This window comes from Streptomyces sp. NPDC040432 (assembly GCF_055595445.1).
The window spans coordinates 37,590-56,835 of sequence record NZ_JBVIVP010000003.1; the positions used below are offsets into that span (position 1 = coordinate 37,590).

18 protein-coding genes and 1 other RNA gene are annotated in these 19,246 nt (G+C 72.5%); 13 read left to right on the forward strand and 6 right to left on the reverse strand.

Features of this window, described 5'->3' with window-relative positions; genetic code table 11:
- Window positions 1–333 precede the first annotated feature (333 nt).
- Window positions 334–2,109 (forward strand): serine/threonine-protein kinase, encoded by a 1,776-nt coding sequence (locus tag ACZ58N_RS07405; RefSeq protein ID WP_471156677.1) that lies wholly within the window; start codon window positions 334–336, stop codon window positions 2,107–2,109.
- Between the two features lie 204 nt (window positions 2,110–2,313).
- Window positions 2,314–3,576 carry a serine/threonine-protein kinase gene (locus ACZ58N_RS07410; protein WP_281208859.1) on the forward strand — a complete coding sequence of 421 codons (1,263 nt, stop codon included), beginning with the start codon at window positions 2,314–2,316 and terminating at the stop codon, window positions 3,574–3,576.
- A gap of 84 nt (window positions 3,577–3,660) precedes the next feature.
- On the opposite strand, the gene ACZ58N_RS07415 is transcribed toward ACZ58N_RS07410, so the two are convergent.
- Window positions 3,661–4,725 (reverse strand): isopenicillin N synthase family dioxygenase, encoded by a 1,065-nt coding sequence (locus ACZ58N_RS07415; RefSeq protein ID WP_471156680.1) that lies wholly within the window; start codon window positions 4,723–4,725, stop codon window positions 3,661–3,663.
- Window positions 4,726–5,042: 317 nt separating this feature from the next.
- Here ACZ58N_RS07415 and prfB point away from each other — a divergent pair, with 317 nt between their 5' ends.
- Window positions 5,043–6,152 (forward strand): peptide chain release factor 2, encoded by a 1,110-nt coding sequence (gene prfB, locus ACZ58N_RS07420; protein WP_471156682.1) that lies wholly within the window; start codon window positions 5,043–5,045, stop codon window positions 6,150–6,152.
- A gap of 108 nt (window positions 6,153–6,260) precedes the next feature.
- Here the strand turns inward: prfB and ACZ58N_RS07425 are convergent, their stop codons facing one another.
- Window positions 6,261–6,449 carry a hypothetical protein gene (locus tag ACZ58N_RS07425; protein WP_389706849.1) on the reverse strand — a complete coding sequence of 63 codons (189 nt, stop codon included), beginning with the start codon at window positions 6,447–6,449 and terminating at the stop codon, window positions 6,261–6,263.
- A 225-nt stretch (window positions 6,450–6,674) separates the two neighbouring features.
- On the opposite strand from ACZ58N_RS07425, the gene ftsE reads away from it, so the two are divergent.
- From ftsE to ssrA, 5 genes are all read left to right on the forward strand, one after another.
- Window positions 6,675–7,364, forward strand: coding sequence for a cell division ATP-binding protein FtsE (gene ftsE / locus ACZ58N_RS07430; RefSeq protein ID WP_471156685.1), 690 nt, complete (start codon window positions 6,675–6,677; stop codon window positions 7,362–7,364).
- A 17-nt stretch (window positions 7,365–7,381) separates the two neighbouring features.
- Complete coding sequence (gene ftsX, locus ACZ58N_RS07435) at window positions 7,382–8,362, forward strand: permease-like cell division protein FtsX (RefSeq protein ID WP_471156688.1); 981 nt, start codon at window positions 7,382–7,384, stop codon at window positions 8,360–8,362.
- Between the two features lie 67 nt (window positions 8,363–8,429).
- On the forward strand, window positions 8,430–9,650 hold the full coding sequence (locus ACZ58N_RS07440) for a S41 family peptidase (RefSeq protein WP_471156691.1): 1,221 nt from the start codon (window positions 8,430–8,432) through the stop codon (window positions 9,648–9,650).
- 18 nt (window positions 9,651–9,668) lie between these two features.
- Window positions 9,669–10,154, forward strand: a complete 486-nt coding sequence (gene smpB / locus ACZ58N_RS07445) for an SsrA-binding protein SmpB (protein ID WP_243337352.1) — start codon at window positions 9,669–9,671, stop codon at window positions 10,152–10,154.
- A gap of 128 nt (window positions 10,155–10,282) precedes the next feature.
- Window positions 10,283–10,671: a transfer-messenger RNA gene (gene ssrA, locus ACZ58N_RS07450) on the forward strand.
- A 64-nt stretch (window positions 10,672–10,735) separates the two neighbouring features.
- On the opposite strand, the gene ACZ58N_RS07455 is transcribed toward ssrA, so the two are convergent.
- The 4 genes from ACZ58N_RS07455 to ACZ58N_RS07470 all read right to left on the reverse strand — a co-directional run bounded on the left by ACZ58N_RS07455 (window position 10,736) and on the right by ACZ58N_RS07470 (window position 13,999).
- The gene (locus ACZ58N_RS07455; protein ID WP_471156694.1) at window positions 10,736–10,993 is read right to left on the reverse strand and encodes a Txe/YoeB family addiction module toxin; all 258 of its coding nucleotides are present in this window, start codon (window positions 10,991–10,993) and stop codon (window positions 10,736–10,738) included.
- Window positions 10,990–11,265, reverse strand: a complete 276-nt coding sequence (locus tag ACZ58N_RS07460) for a type II toxin-antitoxin system Phd/YefM family antitoxin (protein ID WP_471156695.1) — start codon at window positions 11,263–11,265, stop codon at window positions 10,990–10,992. Before ACZ58N_RS07460 ends, ACZ58N_RS07455 begins: the two co-directional genes overlap by 4 nt.
- A gap of 178 nt (window positions 11,266–11,443) precedes the next feature.
- The gene (locus tag ACZ58N_RS07465; RefSeq protein WP_471156698.1) at window positions 11,444–12,619 is read right to left on the reverse strand and encodes an SH3 domain-containing protein; all 1,176 of its coding nucleotides are present in this window, start codon (window positions 12,617–12,619) and stop codon (window positions 11,444–11,446) included.
- A gap of 93 nt (window positions 12,620–12,712) precedes the next feature.
- Window positions 12,713–13,999: an MFS transporter gene (locus tag ACZ58N_RS07470; RefSeq protein WP_471156701.1), complete on the reverse strand. Its 1,287-nt coding sequence runs from the start codon at window positions 13,997–13,999 to the stop codon at window positions 12,713–12,715.
- An 84-nt stretch (window positions 14,000–14,083) separates the two neighbouring features.
- Between ACZ58N_RS07470 and ACZ58N_RS07475 the strand changes: the two genes are divergently transcribed.
- The 5 genes from ACZ58N_RS07475 to ACZ58N_RS07495 all read left to right on the forward strand — a co-directional run bounded on the left by ACZ58N_RS07475 (window position 14,084) and on the right by ACZ58N_RS07495 (window position 19,242).
- On the forward strand, window positions 14,084–15,052 hold the full coding sequence (locus ACZ58N_RS07475; protein WP_471156703.1) for a LysR family transcriptional regulator: 969 nt from the start codon (window positions 14,084–14,086) through the stop codon (window positions 15,050–15,052).
- Window positions 15,053–15,148: 96 nt separating this feature from the next.
- A complete protein-coding gene (locus tag ACZ58N_RS07480; protein WP_471156706.1) occupies window positions 15,149–16,519 on the forward strand; it encodes a nitrate/nitrite transporter in 1,371 nt (456 codons plus the stop codon).
- Between the two features lie 157 nt (window positions 16,520–16,676).
- A complete protein-coding gene (locus tag ACZ58N_RS07485; RefSeq protein ID WP_471156709.1) occupies window positions 16,677–17,927 on the forward strand; it encodes a uroporphyrinogen-III synthase in 1,251 nt (416 codons plus the stop codon).
- A 99-nt stretch (window positions 17,928–18,026) separates the two neighbouring features.
- The gene (locus ACZ58N_RS07490) at window positions 18,027–18,569 is read left to right on the forward strand and encodes a GNAT family N-acetyltransferase (protein WP_471156712.1); all 543 of its coding nucleotides are present in this window, start codon (window positions 18,027–18,029) and stop codon (window positions 18,567–18,569) included.
- An 82-nt stretch (window positions 18,570–18,651) separates the two neighbouring features.
- Window positions 18,652–19,242, forward strand: coding sequence for a CGNR zinc finger domain-containing protein (locus tag ACZ58N_RS07495; RefSeq protein ID WP_471156715.1), 591 nt, complete (start codon window positions 18,652–18,654; stop codon window positions 19,240–19,242).
- Window positions 19,243–19,246 lie beyond the last annotated feature (4 nt).

Below are 19,246 nucleotides of genomic sequence, written 5' to 3' on the forward strand. Positions count from 1 at the left end.
GTACGGGTGCATCCTCGCACCTGTCACACACAACACGCCCGGCACCCGGCAACAAATGATCTTGATCGGTCGGTGGGGGTGCCGGGACCGAACAAATCCGGACAGGGCGCTGGATGAAATCCGAGCGAAAGCGCCCCCGGCATACCCGGTAAATCTCACCCTTCGTACATATGTGCGGCAACCAACCACCGTCGCCCCGCGTCTTCCCCGGGGACACCCCCTAGAGTTGGGGGGCCGAAACCCATCCAGCGGAATCAGCCGAGGAACTCCGGTACGACCCGAGAGCCGGACGACCCGAACAACGGAACAGACGACAGCAGGGGAGCGCGAGACGTGCGGCCAGTCGGCAGCAAGTACCTGCTCGAGGAGCCGCTCGGACGCGGCGCCACGGGCACTGTCTGGCGTGCCCGCCAGCGGGAGACCGCCGGTGCGGAGGCAGCCGTCGCCGGGCAGCCCGGCGAGACCGTGGCGATCAAGGTCCTCAAGGAGGAGCTGGCCCAGGACGCGGACATCGTCATGCGCTTCCTGCGCGAACGCTCCGTCCTGCTGCGCCTGACCCACCCCAACATCGTGCGCACCCGCGACCTCGTCGTCGAGGGGGACCTGCTGGCGCTGGTCATGGACCTGATCGACGGTCCCGACCTGCACAAATACCTCCGCGCGAACGGCCCCTTCAGCCCGGTCGCCGCGAGCCTGCTGACCGCGCAGATCGCCGACGCGCTCGCCGCCAGCCACGCCGACGGCGTCGTCCACCGCGACCTCAAGCCCGCCAACGTGCTGCTCGACGAGAGCAACGGCCAGATGAAGCCGATGCTCACCGACTTCGGCATCGCGCGCCTCGCCGACTCCCCGGGCCTGACCCGCACCCACGAGTTCGTCGGCACCCCCGCCTACGTGGCCCCCGAATCGGCCGAAGGGCGCCCGCAGACCTCCGCGGTCGACATCTACGGCGCCGGCATCCTCCTCTACGAGCTGGTCACCGGCCGACCGCCGTTCGCCGGCGGCACCGCGCTCGAAGTGCTCCACCGGCACCTGAGCGAGGAACCGCAGCGCCCCCCGACCCTGCCCGAACCGGTCTGGATCGTCATCGAGCGCTGCCTGCGCAAGGAGCCCGACGAGCGCCCCAGCGCCGAGAGTCTGGCCCGCGGCCTGCGCGTGGTCGCCTCCGGCATCGGCGTGCACTCCTCGCCGGCCGAGGTGGAGGCCGCCCTCGGGGTCGGCGCGCTGCTCGCCCCCGACCCCTCGCCCGCCCCGGTCCCGACGACGCCCGGGGTCGTCGGTCCGGCGCACGCCCCGGCCGGCCCGCAGGGCGCGTACGACCCGAACGCCATGACCAGCGTGATGCCGCCCATCGGTGGGGCCGACGCCACCACCGTGCTGCCCAGCACCGGCCCGGCGCCCGCGGAAGCGACCTCGGTCATGCCGCCCGTGCAGCAGCCGGACGCCCCGCACCCGTGGCAGTCGCAGATGCGGGCGGTCCGCGACCGCAACGAGCAGACGCAGATGCACCGGCTCGACCCGAGCGAGGACCCGCTGCGCCGCCGCCCGCAGCGCCAGGCCCCGCCGCCCCCGCAGCACCAGCCCCGCCCGCCGCAGCAGCCGCAGCAGCCTCCCCAGTACCGCCAGGCCCCGCCGCCGCAGCACTACCAGCAGCAGTCGCAGCCGCCGCAGCAGTACCAGCAGCCGCCGCAGCAGCAGCCCCAGCACCGGGCGCCTCAGTACCAGCAGCCGCAGCACCAGCCCCAGCAGTACCAGCCGCAGCCGCCGCAGCAGTACCAGCAGCCTCAACAGCAGCAGCCCCAGTACCGGCAGCCGCCGCAGTCCCCGCCGCCCCAGCAGCGGGCCCCGCGACCCACGCGCGAACCGCGTGAGCCGCGCCGCCGCAGCGCCAACCCGGTGCGGATCCCCGGCCTCGGCTGCCTCAAGGGCTGCCTCGTCATGATCCTGCTGTTCTTCGTGGCGGGCTGGCTGGTCTGGGAACTCACCCCGCTCCAGGAATGGGTCGGCACCGGCCGCGGCTGGTGGGACCAGGTGTGGACCTGGGGTTCCGAGACGGTCGACTGGGTCACCTCCGTCGGCGACGGCTCCGGCGGCTCCGCCACCCCCTGACCCCGGTCCGCACGCGCCGCCGGATCCGCCCCGCGCGGTCCGGCGGCCGTCCGTCGGCGGCGCCCGGAGTGCCGAGTTCGTGGATTTGTCGACATCCGGGACGTGATTTCGCCCCCAGAAGTCAAGGTCGCCGCGATCCGGAGCGCCCAACCCCCATTCGGCCGCGTAGCTTTGGTGCGTACGCCAGCCGCTGAGGGAGCAGTCGTGGCACGGAAGATCGGCAGCCGGTACACCGCGCACCAGATCCTGGGGCGCGGCAGCGCGGGCACGGTGTGGCTGGGTGAGGGGCCGGACGGGCCCGTCGCCGTCAAACTGCTGCGCGAGGACCTCGCGTCCGACCAGGAACTCGTCGGACGGTTCGTGCAGGAGCGCAGCGCGCTGCTCGGCCTGGAACACCCGCACGTCGTCTCCGTCCGCGACCTCGTCGTCGACGGCAACGACCTCGCCCTCGTCATGGACCTCGTCCGCGGCACGGACCTGCGCACGCGCCTCGACCGCGAGCGCCGCCTCGCCCCCGAGGCGGCCGTGGCCATCGTCGCGGACGTCGCGGACGCGCTGGCCGCCGCGCACGCGGCGGGCGTCGTCCACCGGGACGTCAAGCCGGAGAACGTCCTGCTGGACATGCAGGGCCCGCTCGGTCCGGGCGGCGCGCACCCCGCGCTGCTCACCGACTTCGGCGTCGCCAAGCTCATCGACTCCCCGCGGCGGGCCGCCGGGGCGCCCGGGACGCGGGCCTCGACCCCGACCACCCGGATCATCGGCACCCCCGACTACCTGGCCCCCGAGATCGTGGAGGGCCTGCCCCCGCGGGCGGCCGTCGACATATACGCCCTCGCCACGGTGCTGTACGAGCTGCTGGCCGGCTTCACGCCCTTCGGTGGCGGGCACCCCGGCGCGGTCCTGCGCCGGCACGTCACGGAGACCGTGGTCCCGCTGCCGGGGATCCCGGACGAGCTGTGGCAGCTGATGGTCCAGTGCCTGGCCAAGGCCCCCGCCTCCCGGCTGCGCGCCTCGGAGCTGTCGGTCCGGCTGCGGGACATGCTGCCGATGCTGGCCGGGATGCCGCCCCTGGACGTGGACGAACCGGACGACGCCGAGCCGGAGGAACCCGAGGCCGAGGACCTGCCGGCCGACCCGGTCCGGCGGCGCGGCGTGGTCCCGCTGGTCCCCGGCTCCGCCACGGACTCCAACCGCGACACCCACACCTCCATGCGGGTACCCGGTCCGGACGAGCTGGCGGGCGGGGCCCTGGGCACCGCCCGCGTCCCGCGTCCCGCCGGTGGGCACCGGCCCGGCTCCGCCCGGCACCGGGCCGAGGCCGCGCGCAAGCGGCGGCTGGTGATGTCCGCCTCGGCGGTGGCGCTGGTGGCCGCCGTGGGGCTGGGCAGCTGGCTCGCGGTGTCCGGCGGCGACGAGGGCACCCCGCCGCCGCAGGACGGCAAGCGCTCGGCCCCGGCCCGACCGTAGGCCGGCGGCGGTCCCCGGCGGTCCCCGGCGGTCCGAGGCCGTCCGGTCGCGTCCCGCCGGGTCCGGGGCCGGATCCGGGCGCCGTCAGGCCGTGATCAGCTCCGGGTGCCAGCGGCGGGCCACCGCCGGGTGGGCGCGCACCCAGCCCTTCAGCTCGTTGCGGCCGTACTCCGCGTGCAGCGGGTTCGACGCGTCGTGCGCCACGCCCGGGGCGGTGCGCAGGTAGTCCCCGGGGACCGTCTCCACCACCGCGTCCAGCCGCGGGTTGTAGAAGAACGGCACCGAGAACCGCTCCACCGCGCCCGGCGGGCTGACCACCCGGTGGTCCGTCGCCACCAGGTACCCCTCCGTCGCGATCTCCAGCAGCTCGCCCAGGTTGACCACGAAGGCCCCCGGCATCGGCGGGATGTCCACGTAGCCGCCGTCGCGCACCACCTGGAGTCCGCCCACCCCGTCCTGGAGCAGCAGGGTCAGGAATCCGTAGTCCTTGTGCGCCCCGACACCCTGGTCCGCGCCCGACGGGGCCGATCCGGGGTAGCGGATCAGCTTCGTGTGCAGGTGGGGGCGGTCGGCGAAGACCGGGTCGAAAAAGTCGGGGGCCGCGCCGATCGAGGCCAGCAGCTCGCGGAGCAGCCGGTGGGCCACGTCCGCCAGCCGGGACTGCCAGGAGAGCACCACGTCCCGCAGCTCCGGCAGGGCCGCCGGCCACTGGTTCGGGCCCTCCAGCCACAGGTACGAGGGATCGCCGGGGCCCACCTCCGGCGCGGGCCGTTCCGCGCCGACGTCCAGCTGGTCGCGCCAGTCGGAGGTGCCGCCCGTCAGCTCGTGCCCTATGCGGGTGTAGCCCCGGAAGTGCGGGGAGTTCAGGTTGCTCACGGCCAGCCGGTCGGCTTCCGGAAGGGCGAAGAAGGCCCTGGTCAGCTCCAGGATCCGGGCGATTTCCGCCTCGCTGATCCCGTGGCCGGTCAGATACAGGAAACCGGTGTCCCGGGCGGCCGCGTGCAACTGCCGCAGGAAGTCGCCGCGCTCCGCGGGGTCATCGGCCCGGGAGAGGTCGATCACGGCCAGGGAGGAAGAAGAGGGGGCCGGGGCGGCGGGGGCCACGCCGGAGGGGGTCACGGAAGAGGAGGAGGGATGCGCGGACGGCATGACGGCTCCGTTTCGGATGTCACGGGGTCCTGCGCCCCGGAGATGGAGGGGCAACGGAGGGAACGGCCGGCCGGCAGGGATGGCGCCGGGGCCGCGTGGCCAACGCGTACAGGACCGAAGTCGGATCGGGGTGGATCAGGCTCGTGCGAGGTCCGTCGGCAGACAGCTCGTCGTCGTGACACGCATGTGGTCCACATGGCGGCGCTTCACGAGTGGGACGGTCATACGGTGAGCGTACGCCTGTACCCACCCCTGTCCGTACGTACCGATCCGGCCTGGCCGGAGAGTGCCGCCCGGGGACCGGCTAGGCTGGGCCCGTGGCAGTTGTCGATGTATCCGAAGAGCTGAAGTCCCTCTCCTCGACCATGGGGTCGATCGAGGCCGTCCTGGACCTCGACAAGCTGAGGGCAGATATCGCCGTGCTTGAGGAGCAGGCCGCCGCGCCGTCCCTGTGGGACGACCCGGAAGCCGCTCAAAAGATCACGAGCAAGCTTTCGCACCTCCAGGCCGAGGTCCGCAAGACCGAGAGCCTGCGCGGGCGCATCGACGACCTCGCGGTGCTGTTCGAGCTCGCCCAGGAAATGGACGACGCGGACACCCTCGCCGAGGCCGAGGCCGAGCTGGTCTCGGTGCGCAAGGCACTGGACGAGATGGAGGTCCGGACCCTGCTCTCCGGCGAGTACGCCGAGCGCGAGGCCCTGGTCAACATCCGTGCCGAGGCCGGCGGCGTCGACGCCTCCGACTTCGCCGAGCGCCTCCAGCGCATGTACCTGCGCTGGGCGGAGCGCCACGGCTACGCGACCGAGGTGTACGAGACCTCGTACGCGGAGGAGGCCGGCATCAAGTCGACCACCTTCGTCGTCAAGGCCCCCTACGCCTACGGCACCCTCTCCGTCGAACAGGGCACCCACCGGCTCGTCCGGATCTCGCCCTTCGACAACCAGGGCCGCCGCCAGACCTCCTTCGCGGGCGTCGAGGTGCTGCCGGTCGTCGAGACCAGCGACCACGTCGAGATCGACGAGGCCGAGCTGCGCGTGGACGTCTACCGCGCCTCGGGCCCCGGTGGCCAGGGCGTCAACACCACCGACTCGGCGGTACGCATCACGCACCTGCCCACCGGCATCGTCGTCTCCTGCCAGAACGAGCGCTCGCAGATCCAGAACAAGGCCAGCGCGATGAACGTGCTCCAGGCCAAGCTGCTGGAGCGGCGCCGCCAGGAGGAGAAGGACAAGATGGACGCCCTCAAGGACGGCGGCAGCTCCTGGGGCAACCAGATGCGGTCCTACGTCCTGCACCCGTACCAGATGGTCAAGGACCTGCGGACGGAGTTCGAGGTCGGCAACCCGCAGGCGGTCCTCGACGGCGAGATCGACGGCTTCCTGGAGGCCGGGATCCGCTGGCGCAAGCAGCAGGAGCAGTCCGCGTAACGGACCTCACCGCGTGCGGACCCACGACGCGAGGAAGGGCCCGGACACCTTGGGTGTCCGGGCCCTTCCCCATTCCGTGTGATCGGGACGTGCCCGCGGGCGGGCGGTCTAGGCGGTCTGGGCCGCCAGCGCCAGCGCCGCCACCAGCACCACCAGAAGCGCGATGAGTGTCACCGGGTTCAGCCCGGCGAAGGGCCCCTCCTGCTGGAGGTGCTTCCGGTTCGCCCGGCACACCGGGCACCGGCCCTGGTTGACGGGCGCGGCGCAGTTCGCGCACACGAGCCGGTCATATGTCATGCGCTCCTCCTCTCGTCCCCTCGTACAACGGCACGGGGAGCGAGTCCGTTCCCCCTACCACTGTGCCGGCTCCGAAGGCATTCGGCGCGACCCGTCCGGGCAATCACGATCGGGCTGCGCGGGCACCCGGGGATTATTCGGGCAACTGCGGTGGGCGGGTCCACACCCACCGCACGTTCGCGTATGGTCACGCTCACCTACTCCCGGCGACCCCGTGGTGCACCCGTGATCCGATTCGACAACGTCTCCAAGTCCTACCCGAAGCAGAACCGGCCCGCACTCAGAGATGTCTCCCTGGACATCGCCAAGGGCGAGTTCGTCTTCCTGGTCGGCTCCTCCGGCTCCGGCAAGTCCACCTTCCTGCGGCTGGTCCTGCGCGAGGAACGGGCCAGTCACGGCCAGGTGCACGTCCTGGGCAAGGACCTCGCCAAGCTCTCCAACTGGAAGGTGCCGCACATGCGGCGCCAGCTGGGGACCGTGTTCCAGGACTTCCGGCTGCTGCCCAACAAGACGGTCGCCGAGAACGTCGCCTTCGCACAGGAGGTCATCGGCAAACCGCGGGGAGAGATCCGCAAGTCCGTCCCGCAGGTGCTGGAACTCGTCGGTCTGGGCGGCAAGGAGGGTCGGATGCCCGGCGAACTGTCCGGCGGCGAACAGCAGCGCGTGGCCATCGCCCGCGCCTTCGTCAACCGGCCCGCCCTGCTGATCGCGGACGAGCCGACGGGCAACCTCGACCCGCAGACCTCCGTCGGGATCATGAAGTTGTTGGACCGGATCAACCGGACCGGCACCACCGTCATCATGGCGACGCACGATCAGCAGATCGTGGACCAGATGCGCAAGCGCGTCATCGAACTCGAAGAGGGCCGACTCGTGCGCGACCAGTCGCGCGGCGTCTACGGCTACCAGCACTGAAAGGCCCCTGAGACGTCATGCGCGCCCAGTTCGTCATGTCGGAGATCGGCGTCGGCCTCCGCCGCAATCTCACCATGACCTTCGCGGTCATCATCTCCGTGGCCCTGTCGCTGGCCCTGTTCGGCGGCTCCCTGCTCATGCGCGACCAGGTGAGCGCCATGAAGGGGTACTGGTACGACAAGGTCAACGTCACGGTCTACCTCTGCACCAAGAACGACGCCCTGGAGGCCGCCGGGAACGCGGCCGCCGGTCCGCCCGCCGCCGGAGGCGCGTCCGACGCGGTCGGCTCGCCCCGCGCCTGCTCCGAGGGGGCCGTGACCCCCGAGCAGCGGCAGGGGATCGAGACCGAGCTGAAGCGGATGGAGCTCGTACAGACCGTCACGTACGAGTCCTCGGACGAGGCCTACAAGCACTACAAGGAACGCTTCGGACACACGGCCCTGGCCTCGGTCGTCACCCCCGACCAGATGCCCGACTCCTTCCGCGTCAAGCTGAGGAACCCGGAGAAGTACGAGGTCATCACCTCCGCTTTCACGGGCCGCGACGGCGTCCAGTCGGTCGCCGACCAGAGCTCGCAGCTCGACAACCTCTTCAAGCTGCTCGGCTACCTCAACTGGGCCGCCCTCGGCATCATGTTGATCATGCTGATCGTGGCGCTGCTGCTGATCGTCAACACGGTGCGCGTCTCGGCCTTCAGCCGAAGGCGGGAGACGGGCATCATGCGGCTCGTCGGCGCCTCCAGCTTCTACATCCAGGTCCCGTTCATCATGGAGGCGGCCGTCGCGGGCCTCATCGGTGCCGCACTGGCCTGCCTGATGCTGGGCGCCGGCCAGTACTTCGTGATCGACCACGGCGCCGCGCTCCGCGACAAGCTCGAACTGATCAACTTCATCGGGTGGGACGCCGTCCTCACCAAGTTGCCGTTGGTGCTGGTCATCGGGCTGCTGATGCCTTCCCTGGCCGCCTTCATCGCGTTGCGCAAGTACCTGAAGGTGTGACGAGCGCCCCCTGTGAGGTACGCCCAACCCGCCGTACCGCGACGGGGCTTGTCCTAGACTCGGCGCCATGCCGGGTCTGCCCGCTCACTGTCCCCGGCCCCGCGACCTGCGTCGCGGGGCCGTCTTGACGTTGGTGTTCCTGACCTCCGTCGTCGCCGCGGTGAGCACCGGCCGCTGGGACGCCGCGGAGGCCGGAACCCTCGCCCGTACGAGCGTTCCCGCGCGGGCCGCCGCTCCCGACCCGGCCCCGGCACCCGCGCCCGCGGCACCCGACGCGCCCCGGGCGACCGGCACCGCCGACCGCGAGGCCGTCGCCCGCGCCGCCGCGGAGGCCGTCGCCGAGGGCAAGTCCGGCAAGAAGGCCGCGCAGGAGGTGGTCAGCCGCAGCGGGGACCGCTGGGGCACGGTCTACGACCGGGGTGAATACGCGGCCTTCGCCGACGACCTCGACGGCCACTGGACCGGCGTCGGCCTCTGGGCCGAACGCACCCGGGAGGGCTGGATCCGGGTCGACCGCGTCCAACCCGCAGGCCCCGCCGCCCGCGCCGGCCTGCGCGCCGGTGACCGGCTGCTGAGCGTCGACGGGCAGGGCGTCTCCGGCCTCGCCGTGGTCGACGTGGTGGCCCTGCTGCGCGGCGAGGCCGGTACCCCGGTGGTGCTGCACCTCAGCCGGGACGGCGTGGACCTGACCGAGACCGTCCGCCGGGAGCAACTGCGCGCCGAACCGGTGACCGTACACCGCCTCGCGGACGGGATCACCGTCATCAAGGTCGACTCCTTCACCCGAGGCTCGGGGGAGCGGGTGAGGACGGCGGTGCGCGAGGCCCCGCCCGGCGCCGGGGTGCTGCTGGACCTGCGCGGCAACCCCGGCGGGCTGGTCGCCGAGGCGGTGACCGCGGCCTCCGCGTTCCTGGACGGCGGGCTGGTGGCGACGTACGACGTACGGGGCTCCGAGCGCGCCCTGTACGCCGCCCCCGGCGGGGACACGGGGCGGCCCTTGGTCGCCCTCGTCGACGGCGGCACGATGAGCGCGGCCGAGCTGGTCACCGGCGCCCTCCAGGACCGGGGCCGCGCGGTGACGGTCGGCACCCGCACCTTCGGCAAGGGCTCGGTGCAGATGCCCACCGAGCTCCCGGACGGTTCGGTGGCCGAGCTGACCGTGGGCACGTACCGCACGCCGGGGGGCCGCAGCCTCGACGGCGGCGGGATCACCCCGGACCTGGCCGCCCGCGAGGGGGCCGAGGAGCGGGCGCGCAAGGTATTGGGTGGCCTCGGGGTGGGTCCGTAGTGCGAAAATGACCGCACTATGGCTAAGGAAACAGGGCGCAAGCTGATCGCCCAGAACAAGAAGGCGCGGCACGACTACACGATCATCGACACCTACGAGTGCGGTCTCGTGCTCACGGGCACCGAGGTCAAGTCCCTGCGCCAGGGCCGTGCCTCGTTGGTGGACGGCTTCGTGTCGGTGGAGAGCGGCGAGGCCTGGCTCTACAACGTGCACGTGCCGGAGTACAGCCAGGGAACCTGGACCAACCACAGCGCGCGGCGCAAGCGCAAGCTCCTCCTGCACCGCGAGGAGATCGACAAGCTGGACTCGAAGACGGGGGAGACCGGCAACACGATCGTGCCGCTCGCCCTGTACTTCAAGGACGGCCGGGCGAAGATCGAGATCGCACTGGCGAAGGGCAAGAAGGAGTACGACAAGCGTCAGGCGCTGCGCGAGAAGCAGGACACGCGCGAGACGAACCGCGTGATCTCGGCCGTCAAGCGCAAGGAGCGCGGCCGGCTTTAATGTCCTGGCACGCGGAGGTCCACTTCGCGTACGATGGCGTCAGCACCACGCGTTCGCGGGTGGTGCCGGTCGAGCGGGACGCATGGAGAGCGCCTGCTGGATCTCAACAACTGAACAGCGTGAAACATGGGGATGATCGGTTTCGACAGCGGATGTCGATGTAGGGGAAGCGAGCCGAGGAAGCGGCAATGATCTCGTTAACCATATGTCGCAAACAATAATCGCCAACTCCAAGAGCGATAACTCCCGCTTCACCCTCGCTGCCTAATAACAGTGAGCTGAAGCCTCTGTGAGGAGCGTCAGCCCGGAAGTGGTCCCGGTCCGGATCCTGGCGTCAATTAGGGATCTAAACCTCTAACTCCGGTCACGGGGGATAGAGGGAAATCAAACAGTGACTGAGCCCGTCGGAGACTTGTCCGTGTGATCTCCGGGGCCGAGAAAAGCGCAGCGGAATGCGCTCGGAGAAGCCCTACTTCTGCACCGTTGGACGCGGGTTCGATTCCCGCCATCTCCACCAACCCCATGTGGGCGAAGGCCCCGCGGCTCAGGCTGCGGGGCCTTCGTCATGTCCGGGCCGAAGGTCAGTAGTGGTAGCGGGCCTTGAGGATCTTCACTTCCTTCTCGTCCGCCCGGTACACGAGGCGCTGCTCATCGTCGATGCGGCGGGACCAGTAGCCGGACAGTTCCCCCTTCAACGGCTCGGGCTTGCCGATTCCGGTGAACGGATCGCGTTGGATCTCGCCGATCAGGCGGGTGATCCTGCGGGCCATCTTCCGGTCGGAGGCGAGCCAGAAGAGGAAGTCCTCCCAGGCGTCGGGATCGAAGTGAACGCTCCTCACTCCTCGCCTCCGGCCAACTCCCGCAGCTCATCGAGGGACGTGACCGTCGTGGGAGCGCCTGCGCGGTCTCTGGCCACGGCCTCCATCAGACGCTGGGCGTTGGCGGGGGACCGCAGCAAGTAGACGGTCTCCTGCCACGAGTCGTAGTCGTCGGCCGACATGAGAACGGCGTCGCCGTTGCGCGACGTGATCCGAATCGGGTGGTGGTCGGTATTGACGCGTTCGATGAGGGGGAAGAGGGCGGCCCGGGCTTCGCTGGCGCTCATGGACATGATCACTCCTTCTCTCCGGTACGTATTTACGGTACGGGATAGGTACCGGAGAGTGGTACGAGTGTGCCGGTTTTCCCGCTCCCCACTGTCGGTGGTACATGCGGGCGAAGGCCCCGCGGCTCGTGCTGCGGGGCCTTCGTCATGTCCGGGCGGGGTGGGGGCCCGCCGGGGGATCAGGTCAGCAGAAGGGGACCTTGTTGAGGTTCTGGGCGTAGCGGGCGGCGATCCAGCCGGTGCCGTCGGCGAGCTTGTACCAGATCGAATTCCCGTCGACCGTCTGCCCGTTGACCTTGCACTGGAGGGCGACGACGGCGCCGGTCGCCACCTTGCCCTTTTCGGCGTACCGGGTGCCGGGGCCGGAGCGGATGCCGAGGCCCTTGCCGGGGGAGACGATGCGGGCCTTCGGGGTCTTCCCGCCGTGGTCGTCGTGGCCGGGCTTGTCGTGACCGCCGTGTGCGTTCCCGCACTTCTTGCAGGCGCCGGGCTTGCCGGTGTCGCCCTTGTCGCCCTTCGGGCCTCGGGGGCCCTGAGGGCCGGTCGGGCCGCGGTTCCCGTCGGAGCCCTTGGGACCCCGCGGACCCGGGTTGCCCTTCTCGCCCTTCTCGCCCTTGGGGCCCTGCGGTCCGCGGGGGCCGTTGGCCGGGCCCCGGTCACCCTTGGGGCCCTTGTCGCCCTTCGGGCCCTGCGGGCCGGTCGGGCCCTGCGGGCCGGTGGGGCCGGTCACGCCGTCGCGGCCGTCGCGGCCGGTTTCCCCGCGGTCGCCCCTGTCGCCCTTGTCGCCCTTCTCGCCCTGCGGACCGGGGCGGCCCGGCTTGCCGTGGTGGCCGGGCTTGCCGTCGTGGCCCGGCCGGCCGTCGTCGCCCTTGGGGCCCGTCACCGGGGTGGACACCGCGAACAGGGCCGACTCCTCGGTGCCGGCGGCCCATTCGCCGCCGTCCAGGGTGACTCCCTCGGGAGCGTCGGCGTCCACGTGGACCGACACCGAAAGGCGGGTCCGGGTGTTCGCCGGGAAGGTGAAGCCCGCGCGGGTTCCGGCGTCGCAGGTCAGCAGGCGGGCGTCCGAGGAGCGTTCGCAGGAGCCGCCGGCGCGGTCACCGTTCCAGTAGACGCGGGCCTCGGGGAACGTGGTGCTCTCCGGAGCGGTGATGCGGAAGGCGCTGCTGCGCGTCGCCTCCGCCCCGCCCACGGCCGCGATGACGACGCGTCCCGTCCGGCCGGGAGCGATCGAGGGGACGTACGGTTGGGAGAAACGCAGGTTCGAGGAGTCGGCCAGGGCCGGCGCTGCCGGCAGGAGGCAGCCGGCGGTGACGGCGGCGACGAACAGGGCGGCGGGCACGGAACGGAAAGCAGGCAAGGGGTGTTCCTCCGCAAGGGGAAGGGCGCTGGGGGAAGACCCCCCAGTTATGGCCGATCCCGCGCGGCGGCGGGGAGTCCCACGCGGGAGTGATCACTCGGCCGCCGGATCAAATCGTCCCGAAACGGAGGTGAACAGGGCGAACAGGGCGGCAGTGGCGGGCAGCAGGTACGCCGTCGTCGTGCCGAGGTGGTCGACGGTCAGCCCCGCGGTCGCCGAACCGACGGCGATGCCCCCGAGGATCGCGGTGACGGCCAGGGTCATGCCCTCGTTCAGCCGCTCCCGCGGGGTGATCCGTTGGACGAGCGCCATCGCGGTGACCATTGCCGGGGCCGTCGCCGCGCCCGCCAGCAGCAGCGCGCAACCCAGCAGGGCGAGGGAGCCCGCGCCGGCCGCGATCCAGGGCAACGCCATCGCGGCGGCCAGGGCGAGCAGGCACGTCCGCAGGCTCCGGGGCCGCCGGGTCCCGTAGAACAGGCCGGCCGCGCAGGAGCCCGCCGCCTGGAGGGCGAGGACCGGTCCGGTCGCGGCGCCGAGCCCCTGCGCGCCGAGGTGGGCGATGGACGTGACCTCCATCGAGCCGAAGACGACACCGGTGGCGAGGAACAGACCGAGCAGCGGCAGCAACCGGCTCGCCAGGGAAGGCCCGACGGCGGCGGGCCGCAGGCCGGCGGGCGGGGGCTCCGTGGCGCGGTGCGCGGTGAACACCGTCATCCCGGCCAGGAGCAGCACCGCCGCGACGAGGGTGCCCGCCTCCGGGAAGAGCGCCGTGCACAGGAACGCCGCCGCCACGGGACCGAGCAGGTAGCAGAGTTCGTCGGCGGCCTGTTCGAAGGACATCGCCGTGTGGTGCGAGGCCGGCGGCAGCAGGTGGGTCCAACGGGCCCGGGACATGCCGCCGATGTTGGGGGTGGTGGCGGTCGCCGCGTACGAGGCGAAGAGGGTCCAGGCGGGCGCCTGCGCACGGACGCACAGGATGAGCGACAGCGAGCCGAGGACCGCGATCGCGGTGGCGGGCAGGGCGATCCGCGCCTGGCCGTACCGGTCGACCAGCCGGGCCGTCCACGGGGCGACGAGCGCGGTGGCGGCCAACCCGGTCGCGGTGACCGCGCCGGCGAGGGCGTACGAACCGCGCTGGCCCGCGATCATCAGCACCGCGCTGATCCCGAACATGCCCATGGGCAGGCGGGCGATCAGGTTCCCGGCGGTGAAGCCGCGGGTGCCCGGGAGGGCGAAGAGCCGCCGGTACGGGCCCGGGGCACGGGTGCGGGTGGCGGCGGGGCCGCGGGCCGTGGCGGTGGTGCGGGGGGCGTCGGGCCGGCGGGGGGACAGGACCAGGGTGCTGCCCGTCACGGCCATGAACGGGGTCTTCTGCGGCATGCCCCGAGCCTGCGGCCCGGACCCGCCGGCGGTCCAACACCTGTTCGGGAGCCATTCACCGCTCCCTGTTGTTAATCTCCGGGGATGCTCTCCCGCGACGTCGACCCCCGGTTGCTGCGCCGCTTCGTCGCCGTCGCCGAGGACCTCCACTTCTCCCGCGCCGCCGCCCGGCTCCACATCGCGCAGCAGGCTCTCAGTCGCGATGTGCGCCGCCTCGAACGCGTCGTACGGGCGCCCCTGTTCGTCCGCACCACCCGGGCCGTCGACCTCACCCCCGAGGGGGAGCGGCTGCTGCCGTACGCCCGCGCCGTGCTGCGCGCGCACGAGGAACTCGCCGCCGCCTTCGCCGGCCCGCCCCGCGCGCTCCTCGTGGACGTGAACACCGACGGTCCCGGCACCGGTCGCCGCGTCCTGGAACGCGCCCGCGAGCTCGCCCCCGGCTGCGAGCTGATGGCCCGCTTCGAGAGCGGCCTCACCCACGCGGCCGGGGAGATCGTCGCGGGCCGCCTCGACGTCTCCTTCGGCTACGCCGCAGGCCTCGACCCGGCCCTGCGGACCCGCCTCGCCCACCGACCCGTACGGTACGAACCCCTCGCCGTACTGCTGCCCGACGGGCACGCGCTGGCCGCGCGGGACCACGTACCGCTGGCCGCGCTGGCCGGGGAGACCGTCTACACGGGCGCCGGCAACCCGCGCACCATGGAGTGGACGCGGCTCGCCGCCGAACTGTTCGCCGGACGGGGCATCGAAGCGGCGCCGCCCGCCCCGGTGGCCGTCGGCAAGGAGGAGTTCGGTCGGGTGATGGCCAAGACCCGCAACCCGGTCCTGGTCACCGTCGGCTTCCCCGACATGCCCGGCGCCGTCGAACGGCCCCTCGTCGACCCCGTCCCGCTGTCCCCGCTGTCCATGGTGTGGCGCAAGGGCCTGGTCCACCCCGGCCTGGACGCCCTGCTCCGGGCCGTCGAGGAGCTCCAGGGCCCGGCGGGCCGGCCGGAAGTGCCCGCGGACAGTTGGCTCCCCGCCGCACTCACACCGGGCTCCGCAAGCTGGTGAGTGCAAGGTTTCCCGCCGGTCATCCGGCGGGGACCGGGGCCGAAACGCGCCCTTCCTACGGTCGGACCACGGACGCGACAGCTGTGGAGGCGTGTGATGACCGGTACGACCGCACCGCGCAAGGGGGGCCGCTGGATCGAGCGGTGGGAACCCGAGGACGAGACGTTCTGGAAGGAGACCGGCGAGCGGACCGCCCGTCGCAACCTCCTCTACTCCGTGTTCTCCGAACACATCGGCTTCTCCATCTGGTCCATGTGGTCCGTGATGGTCCTCTTCATGGGCCCGCAGTACGGCATCGACCCCGCCGGCAAGTTCTTCCTCATCGCCACCGCCACCTTCGTCGGCGCCCTGGTGCGCGTGCCCTACACCTTCGCCGTCGCCCGCTTCGGAGGCCGCAACTGGACCGTCGTCAGCGCGCTGCTGCTCCTCGCGCCGACGGTGGCCGCGCTCGTCGTCATGGAACCCGGGACCTCGTACGCCGGCTTCGTGGCCGTCGCCGCGCTGACCGGGGTGGGCGGCGGCAACTTCGCCTCCTCGATGACGAACATCAACGCCTTCTTCCCGCTCCGCAAGAAGGGCTGGGCCCTCGGCCTCAACGCGGGCGGCGGCAACATCGGCGTCCCCGTCGTCCAGCTCTCCGCCCTCCTCGTCATCGCGACCGCCGGAGCGGACCGGCCGAGGCTGCTGCTCGCCGCCTACCTGCCGCTGATCGTCGCCGCGGCTGTCCTGGCGCTGGTCCGCATGGACAACCTGGCGCCCGTCCGCAACGACGCGGGCGCCGTCCGGGAGGCGGCCCGTGACGTCCACACGTGGATCATGGCGTTCCTTTACGTCGGCACCTTCGGCTCCTTCATCGGCTACAGCTTCGCCTTCGGCCTCGTGCTCCAGACCCAGTTCGGCCGGACCCCGCTCCAGGCCGCGTCGCTGACCTTCATCGGACCGCTCCTCGGCTCCCTCGTACGGCCCGTGGGCGGCGCGCTCGCCGACCGCTTCGGCGGAGCGCGGATCACCCTGGCCGGGTTCGTGGCGATGGCCGCGGCGACCGGTGTGGTCGTCCTGGCCTCCGTACGGGAATCGCTGCCCGTGTTCCTCATCGGCTTCGTCGCACTGTTCGCCCTCAGCGGCGTCGGCAACGGCTCCACCTACAAGATGATCCCCGGGATCTTCCAGGCCAAGGCCCTCGCCCGCGGCATGACCGGCGAGGAGGCCGCCGCCTACGGACGTCGACTCTCCGGGGCCGCCATGGGACTGATCGGAGCCGTCGGCGCGCTCGGCGGACTCGCCATCAACCTGGTCTTCCGGGAGGCGTTCGCCTCCTCCGGATCCGGCAGCGCCGCCTTCGTCACCTTCCTCGGCTTCTACGCGGCGTGCTGCGCCGTCACCTGGGCGGTATACCTTCGCCGACCCGCCCGGGTGACGGCCCCCACCGCCGGAACCGAGGCGGAACCGCACCTCACGACCGTGTGACGGCAGGGGCGCGGCGTGCGGCGTTACGGCGCGGAAATGCGGTGGAACCGAGTCCGACACGACGGCTTGGCAGGCTCGGTCCCGCGACGAGACACCCCACCCCCACCGGGTAGGCCCAGCCGGGCACCGGGCGAGGCAGCCGAGGCAGGTCACAACGATGGTCGACGAAGACGGCGACGACGCCAGGGACACGGGGTCGGTCGGGGGGCCGGCCGCGGCTCCGGGCACGGGCTCCGCCCGCGGGGCGGCCGGTCCGTCCACCGCTGCGGACGCGCCCGCCGCCGGGCCGCTCTCCGGGTTCACCATCGGAGTCACCGCCGCCCGCAGGGCCGACGACCTCATCGCCCTGCTGAAGCGGCGCGGGGCGGCCGTGATCCACGCGCCGGCCCTGCGGATCGTGCCCCTGGCCGACGACGGCGAGCTGATGGCCGCGACCGAGCAACTCGTCGCCGACCCGCCGGACGCCGTCGTCGCGACCACCGCGATCGGCTTCCGCGGCTGGATCGAGGCCGCCGACGGGTGGGGCATCGGGGAGGACCTGCTGGCCGGGCTCCGGGCCACCGAACTCCTCGCCCGCGGACCGAAGGTGAAGGGCGCCGTACGGGCCGCCGGACTGGTCGAGGCCTGGTCCCCGGCGTCCGAATCGCTCGCCGAGGTACTGGACCGGCTGCTCGACGCCGGCGTCGCCGGCCGCCGCATCGCCCTCCAGCTCCACGGAGAACCCCTGCCCGGCTTCGTCGAGGCGCTGCGCGCCGGCGGCGCCGACGTGGTCCCCGTACCCGTCTACCGGTGGATGCCGCCCGAGGACCTCGCCCCCCTGGACCGGCTGCTCGACGCGGTGGCCGTGGGCGCCGTCGACGCCGTCGCCTTCACCTCCGCGCCCGCCGCCGCCTCGCTGCTCTCCCGGGCCGCGGAACGCGGACTGCGGGAGGCCGTCCTGGAGGCGCTGCGCGGACCCGTCCTGTCCGCGTGCGTCGGCCCGGTCACCGCACTGCCGCTCCAGGCACAGGACGTCCCCACCGTCCAGCCCGAACGCTTCCGGCTCGGGCCGCTCGTCCAACTGCTCTGCCAGGAACTGCCCGGGCGGGCCCGGGTGCTCCCCGTCGCCGGGCACCGGCTGGAGATCCGGGGCCACGCGGTGCTCGTCGACTCCGAGCTGCGGCCCGTACCCCCGGCCGGCATGGCCCTGCTGGAGGCGCTGGCCCGCCGGCCCGGCTGGGTGGTGTCCCGGGCCGACCTGTTGCGGGCCCTGCCGGGCGCGGGCAGCGACGAGCACGCCGTCGAGACGGCGATGGCCCGACTGAGGGCCGCCCTCGGGGCGCCGCTGCTGATCCAGACGGTCGTCAAGCGCGGGTACCGGCTGTCGGTGGACGCGGGCGGCGAGGACCGGTTCACGGCCCGGGGGTGAGGACGCCCCACGGCACGGAGGTGGGGGGCGGGGCCGGGGCCCGCCACCGGTCGGGTCGGGGGACTGGGCAGGCCGGGGCGGTTCCGTTAGCGTGCTCGGATGGTCATGCACGGGGTGGAGATGAGGGGCGTCACGCTCGACGACGCCGGGGCGCTGGCCGACGTACTGGCGCGCAACCGCGCCTACATGGCGCCCTACGAGCCCCACCGCGCACCGGAGTTCTACACGGAGGACGGCCAACTGGCCCGCGTCGCGACCCTGCTCGCCGACCGCGACGCCGGGCGGGTCCTGCCGTACGTCCTGACCGCCGACGGCGACCCCATCGGGACGATCAACCTCGGCAGCATCGTCCGCGGCCCCCTGTGCAGCGGCGGCGTCGGCTACTGGATCGACCAGGCCTGGGCCGGGAAGGGCCTCGCGACCGCCGCCGTCGAGGAGGTCTGCCGGATCGCCCGCGACGAGGCCGGCCTGCACCGGGTCGAGGCCGGGACGCTGGTCGACAACCTCGCCTCCCAGCGGGTCCTGGCCAAGGCGGGCTTCACCCAGTACGGCCTCGCACCCCGCTTCCTCCACATCAACGGCGCCTGGCGCGACCACCGGCTCTTCCAACGCCTGCTCCACGACGACCCGCCCGCCGCGTAGCCCACCTCACGGGGGGTTCCGCAACGCCCCCGCCGACGGCACTCTGGGGAGGCGGCCCACGGCGACCGAGGCGGTGACGGGCATGTGGTTCGACTCCGGACGGATCTGTCTGGACCTACTGGCCACCTTCAGCCCCCACGGGCACACCGAAGGCATCCGTGACGGCGACGAACTGCGCCTGTGGCTCGTCGGCGTCGGCCTGGTGCCCGACCGGACCCCGCTGGGAGGGCTGGGACCCGACTGGGTGGCCGCGTTCCGGGGCCTGCGCGACGACGTCGACCGCCTCGTGCGCGCCGAACTCGCCGGACGGGGCCCCGCCGAGGAGGCCCTCGCCCGGGTCAACGCCGCGGCCGCCGGTCCACCCCCGGGCCTGTGTGCCGTCCGGGACGGCGAGGGCCACCTGGTACGGGAACTGTGCGGCGGCGTCGAATGCGCCGGCCTCCTCGCCTCGGTGGCCCGTGACGCCGTGGAACTGCTCACGGACCCGGGCGACATGGCCCTGCTCCGCGCCTGCGAGGGCGACGGCTGCGCCCGGGTCTACCTGGACACCTCCCGGGGCCACCGCCGCCGCTGGTGCTCCAGCGAACTCTGCGGCAACCGCGAGCGCGTGGCCCGCCACCGGAAGCGGCTGGCGGGTGCGGCGGGAGCGGCGGGGGTGGCGGGGGAGGGCTGACGAC

What these genes read in the sequence shown, in the direction of transcription:
- ACZ58N_RS07415 (WP_471156680.1), bottom strand. Translation starts at nt 4,725, where the DNA reads ATGCCGTCCGCGCATCCCTCCTCCTCTTCCGTGACCCCCTCCGGCGTG.
- ACZ58N_RS07425 (WP_389706849.1), bottom strand. Translation starts at nt 6,449, where the DNA reads ATGACATATGACCGGCTCGTGTGCGCGAACTGCGCCGCGCCCGTCAAC.
- ftsX (WP_471156688.1), top strand. Translation starts at nt 7,382, where the DNA reads ATGCGCGCCCAGTTCGTCATGTCGGAGATCGGCGTCGGCCTCCGCCGC.
- ACZ58N_RS07440 (WP_471156691.1), top strand. Translation starts at nt 8,430, where the DNA reads ATGCCGGGTCTGCCCGCTCACTGTCCCCGGCCCCGCGACCTGCGTCGC.
- smpB (WP_243337352.1), top strand. Translation starts at nt 9,669, where the DNA reads ATGGCTAAGGAAACAGGGCGCAAGCTGATCGCCCAGAACAAGAAGGCG.
- ACZ58N_RS07460 (WP_471156695.1), bottom strand. Translation starts at nt 11,265, where the DNA reads ATGTCCATGAGCGCCAGCGAAGCCCGGGCCGCCCTCTTCCCCCTCATC.
- ACZ58N_RS07470 (WP_471156701.1), bottom strand. Translation starts at nt 13,999, where the DNA reads ATGCCGCAGAAGACCCCGTTCATGGCCGTGACGGGCAGCACCCTGGTC.
- ACZ58N_RS07475 (WP_471156703.1), top strand. Translation starts at nt 14,084, where the DNA reads ATGCTCTCCCGCGACGTCGACCCCCGGTTGCTGCGCCGCTTCGTCGCC.
- ACZ58N_RS07480 (WP_471156706.1), top strand. Translation starts at nt 15,149, where the DNA reads ATGACCGGTACGACCGCACCGCGCAAGGGGGGCCGCTGGATCGAGCGG.
- ACZ58N_RS07485 (WP_471156709.1), top strand. Translation starts at nt 16,677, where the DNA reads ATGGTCGACGAAGACGGCGACGACGCCAGGGACACGGGGTCGGTCGGG.
- ACZ58N_RS07490 (WP_471156712.1), top strand. Translation starts at nt 18,027, where the DNA reads ATGGTCATGCACGGGGTGGAGATGAGGGGCGTCACGCTCGACGACGCC.
- ACZ58N_RS07495 (WP_471156715.1), top strand. Translation starts at nt 18,652, where the DNA reads ATGTGGTTCGACTCCGGACGGATCTGTCTGGACCTACTGGCCACCTTC.